The organism is Chitinophaga sancti, assembly GCF_034424315.1.
Classification (GTDB): Bacteria; Bacteroidota; Bacteroidia; order Chitinophagales; family Chitinophagaceae; genus Chitinophaga; species Chitinophaga sancti.
Window position 1 is genome coordinate 3,315,299 of sequence record NZ_CP139972.1, and the last position, 14,224, is coordinate 3,329,522.

General features: G+C 43.0%; 8 protein-coding genes. 4 read left to right on the forward strand and 4 right to left on the reverse strand.

Translation table 11 applies throughout. The annotated features are described in order from the left end of the window. The first annotated feature begins 147 nt into the window (after positions 1-147). Positions 148-2,520 (forward strand): transglycosylase domain-containing protein, encoded by a 2,373-nt coding sequence (locus U0033_RS12665; RefSeq protein WP_072360997.1) that lies wholly within the window; start codon positions 148-150, stop codon positions 2,518-2,520. A gap of 40 nt (positions 2,521-2,560) precedes the next feature. On the opposite strand, the gene U0033_RS12670 is transcribed toward U0033_RS12665, so the two are convergent. Both U0033_RS12670 and U0033_RS12675 read right to left on the reverse strand, forming a co-directional pair. After that, the gene (locus tag U0033_RS12670; protein WP_072360994.1) at positions 2,561-3,487 is read right to left on the reverse strand and encodes a M20/M25/M40 family metallo-hydrolase; all 927 of its coding nucleotides are present in this window, start codon (positions 3,485-3,487) and stop codon (positions 2,561-2,563) included. Positions 3,488-4,217: 730 nt separating this feature from the next. Continuing rightward, entirely contained in the window at positions 4,218-5,396 is a 1,179-nt protein-coding gene (locus U0033_RS12675) for a lanthionine synthetase LanC family protein (protein ID WP_072360991.1), read from the reverse strand. An 818-nt stretch (positions 5,397-6,214) separates the two neighbouring features. Between U0033_RS12675 and U0033_RS12680 the strand changes: the two genes are divergently transcribed. The 3 genes from U0033_RS12680 to U0033_RS12690 are packed head-to-tail and all read left to right on the forward strand — an operon-like array spanning position 6,215 to position 9,489. Next, entirely contained in the window at positions 6,215-7,672 is a 1,458-nt protein-coding gene (locus U0033_RS12680) for a S41 family peptidase (RefSeq protein ID WP_072360988.1), read from the forward strand. Between the two features lie 55 nt (positions 7,673-7,727). After that, entirely contained in the window at positions 7,728-8,774 is a 1,047-nt protein-coding gene (locus tag U0033_RS12685) for a sensor histidine kinase (RefSeq protein ID WP_072360985.1), read from the forward strand. Further along, positions 8,752-9,489, forward strand: a complete 738-nt coding sequence (locus U0033_RS12690; protein WP_072360982.1) for a LytR/AlgR family response regulator transcription factor — start codon at positions 8,752-8,754, stop codon at positions 9,487-9,489. Before U0033_RS12685 ends, U0033_RS12690 begins: the two co-directional genes overlap by 23 nt. Before the next feature lie 176 nt (positions 9,490-9,665). On the opposite strand, the gene U0033_RS12695 is transcribed toward U0033_RS12690, so the two are convergent. Together U0033_RS12695 and yidC are read right to left on the reverse strand one after the other, a co-directional pair. After that, positions 9,666-12,065, reverse strand: coding sequence for an outer membrane beta-barrel family protein (locus U0033_RS12695; RefSeq protein WP_083571528.1), 2,400 nt, complete (start codon positions 12,063-12,065; stop codon positions 9,666-9,668). 182 nt (positions 12,066-12,247) lie between these two features. Continuing rightward, entirely contained in the window at positions 12,248-14,086 is a 1,839-nt protein-coding gene (yidC, locus tag U0033_RS12700) for a membrane protein insertase YidC (RefSeq protein ID WP_083571527.1), read from the reverse strand. Positions 14,087-14,224: the final 138 nt, after the last annotated feature.

The window sequence follows — 14,224 nt, forward strand, 5'->3', positions numbered from 1 at the left end:
CAAAGGCGATTTTGCTAAGGGGGAAGTAATAGAAAAAATTTTAATAGTTTTGTCCTGCTGTTACACCTGATTCCGGCGAAAAAGGCCCGTAAATTGCTATTACAGACGAGCAATGCGGGCTGACGCATTTTTAATTCAAAATCTTGTATGAAAAAATCAGTTAAAATATTGTGGTTGACTGTGTTGTCACTGACGGGAGTGTTCATTTTGCTTTTATTGCTGATCAATTTCCGCGTCATTGGCAACATGCCATCCATGGAGACCCTGGAAAACCCCAGGGCTGCCCTTGCCTCTGAAGTAATAGGAGACGATGGTACTATTCTGGGTAAATACTACCAGGTAGACCGTTCCAGCTCTGATTATGACGAAATTTCCAAAAATGTGATCAATGCACTGATCGCAACTGAGGACGTACGCTTTTACGAGCACTCCGGTATCGATCCCTGGGGTACAATTGCGATTCCTTTTTACCTGGCTATTGGTAAAAAGAGGGGGTCCAGTACTATTACCCAACAGCTGGCCCTGAACCTGCAGGCTGATAATACGGGAACACAACGTGCTCAGAATAAGCTGGTAAGGTCGTTTCAGAAGATGCAGGAATGGCTGATTGCCGTAAAACTCGAGAGGAATTTTACCAAGGAGGAAATTATTACCCTGTACCTGAACACGGTTCCTTTTGGTGATAATGTATATGGCATTGAAAATGGTGCCCGTACTTTCTTCAGCAAAGATGCCGGTCATCTCTCTATAGAAGAATCAGCAACCCTGATCGCGATGCTGAAAGGTACAAACCTGTACAATCCCCGCAGGAATCCCAAAAAAGCGCTGGATCGCCGTAATACGGTGATTGAGCTGATGGAGAAGAACAAATTCATCTCCAGTGCGGATGCAGCTGCTGCTAAAAGCACACCAATCGTACTGCGTTATAATAAAATTGACCACAACAAAGGTCTGGCTCCTTACTTCCGTGAGGTACTGAGAGACGAGCTGAAACAGTGGTGTAAAGACCATAAAAAATCTGACGGGTCTGAGTATAACCTGTACCGTGATGGTCTGAAGATCTATACGACGATCAATCCACGCATGCAATTGTATGCGGAGGAAGCGGTAGCACATCACCTGAAGGACCTGCAAAAGATCTTTGCCGCCCAGTCTAACATTAAATCAGGTAGTGCATGGAAAGGCCACGAGAACTTCCTGGATCGCTATATGAAAGAATCTGACCGTTACCAGAGCATGCTGGCGGCAGAGATCTCTGAAGACGAGATCAAGAAGTCATTCAATACGCCTACCAAGATGAAGGTATTCTCCTGGAGGAGCTTTACGGAGCCCGATCTGAATGAGATTGATACGGTGATGACACCGATGGATTCTATCCGCTATATGCGTGCAATTCTGCAGGCAGGTTTCATGGCAATGGATCCTGAGAGTGGTGAGATCAAGGCATGGGTAGGCGGACCTGATTTCCGTTATTTCAAGAATGATCACGTAATGAAGAGCAAACGCCAGGTAGGTTCCACCTTTAAACCATTCCTGTATTGCTATGCGATTATGAACGGCATGTCTCCAGGCACCAGTTTGCCAAATGAACCGGTGAGTTTCCCTAAATATAACTGGACACTGAGCCGCAACTCAGAAGGTAGTGTGGGAGGTAATATTTCTATGGCAGGTGCGCTGGCTAAGTCACTGAACCTGGTGTCCGCCTACCTGATCAAGCAATTAGGCCCGGCAGCGGTAGCGGATTTTGCGAATGAGAAAGTTGGATTCTCAGTGAAGATACCTTCTTATCCGTCTATATGTCTGGGTACACCGGAGATTCCGCTTTATGATATGTTGCAGGCATACACGATGTTTGCAGCCCGCGGTATCATCACTAAACCTATTTATATTACCCGTATTGAAGATAGAAATGGTAACATCCTGGAAACGACGGCTCCTGAAAAACGTGAGGTGATCAGTGAGAATGAGTCTTATGTGATGACGAAGATGATGGAAGGTGTAACGGGTCCGGGTGGTACATCAGCACGTTTGCGTTTCCGTTATGGTATCAAGGGCCAGGTAGCCGGTAAAACGGGTACTACGAATGATAACACGGATGGCTGGTTCATGGGCTTTACCCCGCAATTGCTGGCGGGTGCATGGGTAGGTTGTGAGAACAACTTCCTGCATTTCAGTACTACGGCAAATGGTCAGGGTGCGAATACCGGCTTACCGATCTGGGCATATTTCTTCCAGAAACTGTATGGAGATCCCACCCTGAAGATAGATCCGAATGCAACGTTTGCGATTCCGGCGGCGATAGACAGCCAGACATATACAGATACTGATCCGAATATGCCTCCGGGTGCGGAAGCGCAGGATCAGGGGAATGGTGCTGCTTCGGACTATATTGATGTAGGAGATTATGGAGAGCCGACCAAACCTGCGGAGAAACCAAAGGAAGAACCGAAGAAAGAGAATGGTAATAATCAACCGCAAGCTACGCCGAAAGCGGTGTTGCCACCGAAAAAAGATAACTAAATAAAAAAAAAGCTTTTGTCTTGCGACAAAAGCTTTTTTTTTATTTATCAGCTACGTAGTGCAGCTCTTTGTACTTCATGGAATTGTTGATGAGCTGAATGGCCAGCTTTAATATATCTGACTCTTCCTTTGCTTCTACTTTATCGGCATCGTCTGTTGGCTTGTGATAGTCATCATGCGGGCCGGTATGCAGGAAGATCACAGGAACGCCACTGATGTAAAAGTTATGATGATCAGAAGGCCCCTTCCCTGCTCCATCGGTGAAGAACTTGATACCAGGCTGTTCTACGCCTTTGTACACCTCAGGCCATTCTTCTGCACTTGCATAGCCACCGATACCTAAGCCGCGTTCTGCATTGTAACGGCCTATCATATCCATGTTCAGCATAAAGTGTACTTTTTCCAATGGGAACAGTGGGTGGGCTATATAGTATTTGGAACCCTGCAGGCCCATTTCTTCTCCACCAAAAGCAATGAACAGGAAATTGAATTGTTCTTTCTGTCCGTTATTTACAAAATAGCGGATAAATTCAAGTAAACCGGCTACACCGGAGGCGTTGTCATCTGCGCCGTTGTGGATCTGACCTTCGGGATACTTGCCATCAAACAAATGTGCAGTACCGATATGATCATAGTGTGCGCCGATGATAATCGTACGGGGGGCACCGTTATCCAGGTAACCGATCACATTCCTGCTGGGAATATCGTGATGTTCCTTGCGATCAAACGTGAAATCCTGGTAATAGCTGCTACCATTTGCAGGTTGCAGGCCTAATTTTTTAAACTGCTTCACAACCCAGGCAGCTGCTTTTCTACCACCTTTTTCATCGGTACCACGGCCTTTGAGTTTATCGGCCGCGAGGTAGTTGACAGTGTTGCGGATGCGCGCTTCAGCGGGCAGATAATCCTGCGCTAAGACATTTACGAAACAAGAGGTGCTGAACACCAATAATAGCAATCGCTTCATATAGGATATGATATAATGAGACCAAACGAAAAAACAGCCCTTACTTCTGCAAGCGGAGGGCTGTTTACAATATAATAAGGTCAAAACTACGTGATAACATTTACTAAAGCATATCACATATGTGCCATTTATGAGGTTAAATATATATCACTATAAGGTTAATAAAAGCCCCTTCCATAGAAGGGGCCCTTTTTGCGTTCAGCATATAGGGGTTAATAATGATGTGATGAGTCAGGAGCCCTTATATTATACATGACAATGAATGGGCTGGTTTTAGGTCACGCAAAGCATCAGATATTGACTCAGTTATCACATATTTATACATGATATTGAAGCGGTACTGATGCCTGGTTTAAAAAGGAGTCGAGGAAAACTTTTGCCCCCAAAGTACCAAGACCAATTTTTCCGGCGGCCTCGCCGGGATCATGGAGCGGACTGCCACTTTCAGCAGTTGCTCACAGTGATCTTAGAAATTCAGGTGTAAAACTTTTCCAAAATGTGTACTTAATATGTGCAAACAGGCAGGGCCGTCGTCTGTTTTGCCCTGTTGTTTACGATGGGGAATGGATGTATTTTACGCTGCGGATTTGAAGCCTGAATCATATCAATGCGTCTTTAGCAGGTGATGGGTAATTATCTCACAATGATGAAAGGCCGGCTATTCTTTTGGCTGTACAGGTGCATGCACCTGCAATCGTAAAACAGTCTCCATTCGTTTTTGTTTTTGAATTTATAAAAGCAGTAAATCAGTCCATGGAAGTTCTTCCTTGATCAGGTGCCCCAACAGGACCAGTGCTATACCCGGCAAGCCTTCCAGCAGGCGGGTTTCGCGGCCTTTGAAGCTTTCTTCATGCAGCACTACTTCCAGTCTTTTTATCGTTTCTTTCATCCAGTAGTGCCATCCTTCCAGGTAACTTTCTTCATTACTGTAACGGTACAACGAATAATAATACTGTGCCAATCCGGCGGTACCATTACAGAAATAAATATCATCGATTTGAGTCGCTTCATATGTTTTGCGCATCAGTGAGCTGCCGCCCACGAGATCCGCCATTTGCTTCAGGTTTTCGTCCTGCAATACAAAGGAGGCTTTGTAAAAAAGGGATACCTGATTAAGATCGCCATAACACCATCCAAGACGGTTTTTATAGTTCTTTTCATCTTCTGCTTCACTGGTTGTGAGCGGAAAGAATGACCAATCCTGACCGATCAGATCTACTTCGCGCAGATGATGGCGAACGAAGCGAATACCTTGCTGTAGCAGGTATCCGGTCGTTTGTGGATCTATTTCAGTTTCGTGCAGGGCAGTGAGTACAGACAGAAATCCTGCCTGGCCCTGTGTTAGACTAAAATTGATCTGGCCTGTGCCGAATAAGAAAATATTTCTGAACCAGGTGCCATGTTTGGTGACTACACATTTCTCATACAGCACACGGATAATTTCCCTGAGATATATCTCTGTTTTAGGCTGTAGCAGCCTGTCTGTAAAGTACCTGATGATACCAAATGCACCGTGCAGATAATCCAGTTTATCTTCTTTGATCAGTTGTAATGCCTGATGGTAGAGATAGTCGTCATATCTGGCCAGTTCCTTATCAATGTCTATATCCAGGAGGCCATCTTTGTACAGGAGGTTGATCACGCTGGTGAGGCCGCAGATACCTGTTGCGAGGGATGCTCCTTCCAGTTGCAATGTGTTATTGTTCATGTGATCCAATACTTCATCGAGCAGCGCATATGTCTTATCTAAATAGGTATTGTCCCGGTAGCCTTGCCATAAGGAATGATAGTACACGATCAGGCCCAGCCTGCCTCCGTCCATCAGGGTGTCATTATCAGCGGTGTGCTGATCTATGAGCTGATGTATGTGTGTAAGGAGGCTCTCCACTTTTACCGGTTCCTGTACCATTCCTGAATGCTTTTAGCAAACTTATAAAGGATGGGGGGAGTGGGGAAAAAAGATACACGGATTTAGGTTTTGGGAGGACGGATTGTGGGGGAGAAATCAGAGGGGATTATATATATAGTTATTCCTTTGGGGTCATGAAGTCAGTATTTTATTTGCGTAGGTGCATGATTGTATGCTAGTCTATTTGCGCAGTTGGTTTCCCTGATGCTAGTCTATTTGCGCAGTTGTTGTTTTTTGCACTATTCTATATGCGTAGTGATATGCGCAGCTGTTATTTTTCATGTTTTCCTATTTCATATCCACCTAAAATTTTACACGGATTTGCATTTTCCAGGGATGAATTTGCATTTTTCGGGCCTTACGTTTTATCATTTTCCGTATACACGGTTACGATAGAAATAATCTTTTGAAATCCACGTCCTGCGTAGATTCCCTGCGCAGTCACCCTCTAATTTTGTCATTGTAATCCCTACTAATAATTGTGAAATATGAAACAGACAAACAACCCCAACCCTAAGAAAACGTTGACCCTGAATAAGCTAAAAGTATCTCTGTTTAACAGCAACGTTTTTAACCCAAAAAGTGGAAATAAATTCCATTTTACATTTGTAATGGACACTACCGGTTCTGCAAACTGCAATACTTCTATAACGAAGTAATAATAAGCAAGGCAAGAACAATAAAAAAACGGTTTTGTAATTCCGGATTTTGATTAATTTTCTAGGCTGAACTAAAACCCTTCTGTTCGAAGGTGACTTTTAGGTCAGCCTTTTTTTTATTTTTGTACCTATGCTATATTTAAACCCTTTAAAAATTACATGTTTAATTACCCGGCGTTAATCCGCTTGTTTGTTGTATATCTTTTATTGAACCTGATTTACCAGCCATTCTCCTTCGCTCAAAAGAAGTCCTGTAGCTGCAGGAATAATTTTGACGAATTAGTTGCCAAAGTAGCAACTAATTATCCAGGTTATACTATTAAAATCACTACTGAAAACCAGGCGGCTTTTAATCTATTCACGGATAGTCTCAGAAACATTGCTGATACAGCCAACGCTGTTACCTGTTTTTCTGTTCTACAATCATGGACAGCTTACTTTAAAGACAGACATCTTGCGCTCGTATTTAAAGATATTCCTGAAAACAAAGACCTGATCGATCAAATCTTTGCCAACAGTGAAAGTTTTCCTTTGTCAAGAGACTCACTGCTAAAAAAATGGGCAACCACAACTGATTATCCGCTGGAGGGCCTATGGACACTAAGCGGTATGTATGAAGTGGCTGTTATAAAGAAAGATAATGGCTATCTGGGAATCATCCTGAAGGGAGATAATACTTACTGGAAACCCGGACAAGTTAAATTTAAATTGCAACCTGAAAGTAATGAGTGCTGGAAAGTAATTCAGTATAATCAATACCATATGCAAGATACATTCAGGGCTTATGTAGATGAACGGTCTTATATAATGGATCTTAAAAGCTATAATTGGGAAAAGACATTCCCCGGTCAGCCCGGTCTGAAAACAATACCTGCCGATAGCTTTTATTTTTCCAAAATTGATAGTAATAATACGATATTAAGGTTACCCAGCTTTGCATTGCCTTACAAACCATTAATAGATAGCCTGATCACAAGCAATTTTTATACAATCACCCATACCCCGCACCTCATAGTGGACCTGAGGGGAAACGTCGGAGGGTATAATCTCTGCTTTGAGAAGCTATTACCCCTGCTTTATACTAATCCAGTTATTACCCCCGGACCAGTATTCAAGTCTACAACCGAAAACATCCATTTGTATAAGATGATGCTAAAAAGTCCACTGTTCCCTAAAGATAAAAAAGCACCATTTACCAGCATGCTGAATAATTTAAAGAAAAATAAAAATGGGTATTACCAAACTCCGGCAGACACTACCAGATATCCACAGGTATATACACAACCAGAAAAAATTGGGTTACTGATAGATGAAGGCAGCGCCAGTGCTACAGAATTATTAATTTTAGATGCGAAACAAAGTAAAAAAGTAACTTTGTTTGGAAAGCGGTCGGCAGGAGTAGTGGATTACATAAATCTGGTAGCACCAAGGCCTTTGTCCTGCTATCGTTTTTTACTCTGGATACCCACTGCCAGATTAGCCAGCCTGCCACAGCATCCTATTGATAACACAGGTATTTTGCCAGATGTTGAAATCCCTCATCATGAGAACTGGATCAATTATGTGTCGCAATACCTGGAAAACCTGGATTTGAAAATTGTCAATACTTCAAAATAAAAAGATTTCGGTCAAACAAAGATTATCTAAAGTACTGGTGCATTTTAGCATTTGGATGCTATATGCAACTGTACAGGTATGGGCATCCATAGATCAGGTGGAAAAACCAATGGCGGTCGTCATAGTAACCAGCGTAGTATTTGCATTTTTAACTGTAATGTTTTACGGAAATGCAGAATGGTTGTTACCACGAACAATTGAAAAGGGTAAAAAAACCCTATGGTTTGTAGGGATAGCTGGCTTTTTTATTTATAATATACTAACCAGGTATATAATTTTGTATAGGGTTTGCCCTGTTGCATTAGAGTATCCTGCTCCAAAGTTTGATTTGCTGGTGATAATTAACGGATCTATCTGGTGGTGGTTTCAGGCTATTTTTCTCTCTACCGCATACTGGTTTTCTAAAGTATCCTTAAAAAGAGAACGGAAACTCAACATACAAAAAGAGGAAATCAACCGCAAAGAAAAAGAGCAATTACAATTGAAACAGGAAAAACTTGAACTGGAAATCGCCTACCTCCGCGCCCAGATCAACCCTCACTTCCTTTTCAATACCCTCGGCTACTTCTACAACAAAACCGCCAACACCCAACCCGATGTTGCGGAAGGCATCGCCGCCCTCACCAACATCATGCGCTCCTCCCTCAAAAAGAGAGGCCCCGATGGCATGGTTTCTTTAGAAGAAGAAATCGAACACATTGAAAGCCTGATCAGCATTTACTTCATGCGTTTCAATAACAACATTCATATAGAATATAGCAGACCTGAAAGCTTGCATGGCCAAAGAATATTGCCACACATCCTCATCACACTGGTAGAAAACGCTTTCAAACACGGTGAACTGCACAACGCCGCTTACCCATTGAGAATAAAGCTAACACTCGATGACAGTGGCCTCTACTTCTACATCAACAATAAAAAACGGATAGGGCCTAAAGAAATCTCCAACGGCATCGGCATGGAATACGTGCAACGTCAGCTGGAAAATACCTATCCCAACAAACATTCCTTCGAAATAAAAGATACGGACCTGTTTTATAGCCTGTCTTTATATATTGCTACAACTGAAATTTCCATACATGATCAACTGCTATATAATTGACGACGAGCAACACGCCATAGACCTACTCACCGGCTATGTTCAACGGACGCCCTTCCTGAAACTGGTAGGTAGTACCACCGAAGCCCTCGATGCTATCAAAGTGATCAGTAATGAAAAAGTAGACCTGGTATTCCTGGATATCCACATGCCCAGTATCTCGGGTATTGATCTGCTGAAGATCTTTAACAACCATACCAAAGTCGTTCTCACCACCGCCTACAGCGAATATGCTATGGATGGTTACGAACACGATGTTGTCGATTATTTGCTGAAACCTATCACCTACCAGCGTTTTCTGAAAGCCGCACAGAAAACACTCAACATGTTCCAAACCATGTACGTGAGCAAAGGTGAGAGCAGTGAAAAAGCAGAACCGGAGGTAAACTACCTGTTCGTGAAATCAGAACATAAGGGTAAACAAATTAAAATCAATTTTAACGATATCGATTATATAGAAGGCCTGAAGAACTATGTGGCCTTTCATTGTGATAAGGAAAAAATTCTAGCACTACTCAAGATGAAAGACCTGGAGCAAAGCCTGCCCCCACGGCAGTTTGCCAGGATTCACAATTCTTTTATTATCTCCCTGAACAGGATCGTGTCTGTAGATGGCAACCAGGTCATTCTGCGTAAACCTGATCAGCAAACAGTGGCACTGCCTATCGGCATTACCTTCAAACAGCCATTTTTTGATATGATTAAACTGAACAAATAAACATCTTCACATAAAAATGGAAAGAGGTTGTACAGAAAGTAATCTGAAGGCATTAAGCATTGCATACACAAACACGCTCGCTGCCAGCTATCCGAAATAAATCCGGTTAATTTTACTTTCTGTACAACCTCTTTCCGGTACTTAACTGACGACCTCCTCAAAACGGATCGCCACTTTTAGTTTGATTGAATCCGTTTCTTTTCTTTTTCAATACCAGTTTGTCTTTCCGTTCTTGGCTTAATCTTACGATTACCGAAACGATACGTAAAACTCAACATTGCAAAACGGGAATCAAAGGCAAAATGCTGTTTAACATTTACCCCCTGGTAATTGGATGATAATGCAAATTGTTGCCCCCTGAATATATCATTTACACTCAGTTTGAGCGTAGCCTTATTCTTTAGCAAATTCCTTTGTATGCCCGTATTCAATACCCAGTAGCTGGTCAGCGCACTCAAACCTGCATTTGAATTGGATGAATAGACCGCATTCAGCTCCAGTGTAAAGAGATGAGGAATATTAAATGTATTGTTCGAAATCACGTAGGCCCCAGGCTTTGATTTGGGCAGGGTAATATCATTGTAATCATAGTGTATGTAGAAGACCTGAACAGCATTCATTGTATTCCACCACTTTGTGGGAGAGGTAGTATATGTAATATTCAGGTTATAATTATCATAGTGTGTCACGTTTTGATACGTGGTGATCAGCACTTTGTTATCTCCTGCTATATATACCCCGGCTATCACATTATTAGTCCTGGAGATACTGAGCGTTGTAAACAGGTGTTGTTTCCAGGAATGAGATAATTCCAGGGAGGTAGCATTCTGCGGGTTCAGGTCTGGATTTCCCTGAAAGTAGTAATACTTGCTGCGGAAGAACAGGAATGGATTTACATATTCATACTGCGGCCTGTCGATACTTCTTCTCACTGATACCCCAAAACGCTGTTGGGCAGAAGCCATGTATTGGAGAGAAAACCCGGGATAAACCCCTGTGTAATCCTTATTAAATACGGTAGCATTTGTGATGCTGTTGCCTTTCACATGGGTATTCTCCACCCGCACACCTGCCTGCAATACCCATTTTTTGAACTGGTTATGATAATTGATGTACCCTGCATTCACGTTTTCATCATAGATGAAATGGTTGGTCTTGGTAGCGTCATTTACCCAGGTATCATTATCCAGCACTTCCCAACGAATGTCGCTGTCTGTTTTTACAAAAACCGTTTTCAAACCGGCATCGAAGCTGCCTATTTTGGTTGGACGGGTAAAATCAGCAGAAACAGAGCGAATGGCTACAGATACCGGGGAGCTGTTGCGAATAACATAAGGTATCTGGTAAATCTTCATGTCCGTATCCAGGTATGCGGTATTGAAATTGTCTCTCCAGCGCTGATCGTAATAGGCATAGTCTCCATTGATGGAGAGCTGGGTACCGGTGCTATCAAAGTTATGCTGGTAAAACAGGTTAGCTGAATAATTATTGATATTGGCATGCCCGGTTGTATGCATGTTCAGCAATGAATCGAACGGAGCGGACTGAGAAGCATAAAACAGGGTCTGGTCAATGCCATCCCTGTCACGCCCCAGGAAGTTTCCTTTCAGATCCAGGCCTATATTGTTATGCTTGTCGATCGTATAACTGATACCGGCATTGACATTGTGGATATCCTTTTTCCGTACTTCATGATTTTTCTCTTCTATGAATTCGTCTTCCAGGATTCTGTCGGTATGGGTATCGGTATACTGTTCGTTTCGCTGGTAATTGTAGTTACCATAGATATTCAGGTTATCGTTGCGGTAGTTCAGGTCTCCTCCTCCTGTATAGCGGCCATAGCGACCACCGCCGCCGCCTATGCTGAGACTGCCATTCGTGCCCGACTTACCTGTTTTTTTGAGTTTGATGTTGATGACGGCCGAAGCGGCTGCATCATATTTTACGGACGGGTTAGCAATGAGTTCTATTTTTTCAACGGCGTTTGATGCAGTGGAGAGTAATAGATTTTTGAGCATTGCAGCTGTAAAATAAGACGGTCGGTCGTTGAGGTAGACCATTACCTTTTTTCCGTTGAGGGTAATGGAACCATCATCGTCCAACCTTACACCCGGCGATCGGCGTAGCAGTTCTTCCAATGTATTACCGGTAGCGAGCGGGCTTTCGGCTACATTAATGATCATCTTGTCAACAGTTTGCTCAATGAGTGGCTTTAGGGCCGTCACCTGGTGAGTTATCAAATTGTAAGAGACTGATAACAAGCCAATTGCTGGCAATGTCAGGGATTGGGTACTCAATTGAAACGGGGCACTCGTCTTGTCACGATAGCCCAGATATCTCACCTGGAGGTTATAGACTCCCGGTTTCAGGTTTTCGAACGTGAAATTGCCCTCTTTGTCAGTCTGGGTAGTTTGCCTGATGGTATCTGTGAGTAGTAACACAATGGCAAATGGCAGATTTTGGTTGCTGAGGGAATCGGTTATTTTGCCTGAAACGGATAGTCTGAGTGACTGTGCGGGCAAACGGACCGTGCTGCACAGACAAAAGAATAGTACACTCAGTTGTATCGGCTTCATATAGGGTTATTTATCACTTTACAAACATAAGGTTCAGGTTTGATGATTAAAAAATTATTACATCGATTCTTTGATTAAGAGGACAGATTATTTGAAAAAAATACCAGTTCTGGATGGAACATCAGTAAATATATAAAAAAGGGCCGCCCGATTGGGCGGCCCTTTTTTATATATCCAATTTTTTATTTACCTTTTTTACCCTGATTCACACCCTGCTGGCGCTTCTGCATATCTTCCAGCCGCTCCTGCCATTTGGACTTCGATGCCGGCTTCTTCTTATTCTCCTGAATCTGTGCGTGAATCTTATCATGATTAATGATAAACTTCTGGATCACCCACTGCAGGAGGATACTGATCACGTTTGACAGGAAGTAATAGAATGTCAGTGCGGATGCCAGTTTGTTGAAGATACCTAACAGCATGATTGGGAAGATGTAAGGCATATACTTCATTACCGGATTGCTCTGATCAGCCATACCACGGTTATTGAACGCAAGCATTAAGCTGGTTGCGGTCATCAGCAATGTAAATAAGCTGATATGGTTACCATAGAATGGTATATTGAATGGCAGGTTCAGAATTGAATCGTAGGTAGACAAGTCTTTTGCCCACAGGAAGCTTTCCTGTCTCAACTCGATGGAAGAAGGGAAGAAGCTATACATCGCTACCAGGATTGGCAACTGCATCACTGCTGGTAAACAACCGCCTAAAGGATTCACACCTGCACTCTTGAACAGTTTCATCTGATCCATACCGAATGCCTGTTGGTCGTCGCCATGTTTCTTACGCAGTTCGTCAATTTCAGGCTTCAGCACCTTCATTTTCGCTGATGACACATAGCTCTGGTAGGTGAATGGTGCTATCAGCAAACGGATGAAGAGGGTAAGCAGGATGATGATCACACCATAGTTATGAATAAATCCGCTCAGGAAGTTGAACACAGGAATGATTACCCACTTGTTCACATATTTTACGAAAGCGAAGATACCTGTACCCAGTGGGATGATATTTTCCAGGCCAATATCATAAGATTTTAAGGTCTTATAGTGGTTAGGACCATAATAGATCTCGATTGGGAAGGTAAAGTCATGAGCTCTGTCATAAGGGATCTCCAGGCTGGTGAAAGACTGGCCTACGATGTTGCCGCTTTCAGGAACTTTGGTATTGATCTCTGCTTTTTCAAAGTTGTGATCTTTCTTCGCGATGAAAGTAGTGTTGAAGAACTGTTGCTTTACGCTCAGCCACTGGATTTTGCCATCCAGTTCTTTGTGATTGGTACGCTGCAGGGTGAAGTAGTCGTGCTTACCATCAGCAGTTCTGTAGTGTACCTGGTTGTTCATGCGTTCGTTCTGCATATCCTGCTCTTGCTTGTCATTTTCATTATCCCATTGCAGAGATAATGTTTTCTGACCGGCAGGGATCACATTTTCCAGGCCAACTGCATGAATGTCAAAATCTACAGCGTAGCTATCCTTTTTCAGGGTGTATACAAACTCCAGGTATTGACCGGGATTGGCGGTAGCGAGGTGATAAACCAAAGATTGGCTACCATCTGCCAGCTGTTGTACATTGCCACCAGTGAAGTAGAGATCTGCAGTATTTAATAAGGTATTGTTATTAGCCGGCACCTTCATGGAGATGCGGTTAAAAGAACTGTTTGCCAGTAATAAAGGAGTGCCTGCAAATGTCTTGAAAGCTTTCAGCTCCACAGTTTCAGGTTGACCACCCTGGTTGGAGAAGGTGATTTTCAGCACTTTGTTTTCCAGAACGGTTTTCTGTGCAGTACCGGTAGCAGCACCTGCAAAGGCCCCATATTGACCCGCCAGCCTTGTGGAATCAGGCTTGCCTGGTGCGGCAGGGGTGGCAGTGTCTAAGTTTGCCTTGGGTTTATTAGCTTCAGTAATAGAATCCTGACGAGCTTTCTCTATTTCTGCTGCATGTTGTTGCCTGGTATTGAAAAAAATGTACCCTACCAGCAACACACCCAGTAAGCTAAAACCAATGACCGAATTTCTGTCCATTGAAATTACAATTAAAATTTAGGCAGCGAAGGTAAGCAAAATGTGGGGGTATAAATGCCGAAAGGACTATTTTTTAGGTCATTGGGATGCAATGACCTAAAAAATAGTCCTTTCGGTGGGCTTTTGCCGCTAATATTA

Bases quoted from the DNA above. Each gene is read 5' to 3' on its own strand.
- U0033_RS12665 (WP_072360997.1), top strand. From the start codon at position 148: ATGAAAAAATCAGTTAAAATATTGTGGTTGACTGTGTTGTCACTGACG.
- U0033_RS12670 (WP_072360994.1), bottom strand. From the start codon at position 3,487: ATGAAGCGATTGCTATTATTGGTGTTCAGCACCTCTTGTTTCGTAAAT.
- U0033_RS12675 (WP_072360991.1), bottom strand. From the start codon at position 5,396: ATGGTACAGGAACCGGTAAAAGTGGAGAGCCTCCTTACACACATACAT.
- U0033_RS12680 (WP_072360988.1), top strand. From the start codon at position 6,215: ATGTTTAATTACCCGGCGTTAATCCGCTTGTTTGTTGTATATCTTTTA.
- U0033_RS12685 (WP_072360985.1), top strand. From the start codon at position 7,728: ATGCTATATGCAACTGTACAGGTATGGGCATCCATAGATCAGGTGGAA.
- U0033_RS12690 (WP_072360982.1), top strand. From the start codon at position 8,752: ATGATCAACTGCTATATAATTGACGACGAGCAACACGCCATAGACCTA.
- U0033_RS12695 (WP_083571528.1), bottom strand. From the start codon at position 12,065: ATGAAGCCGATACAACTGAGTGTACTATTCTTTTGTCTGTGCAGCACG.
- yidC (WP_083571527.1), bottom strand. From the start codon at position 14,086: ATGGACAGAAATTCGGTCATTGGTTTTAGCTTACTGGGTGTGTTGCTG.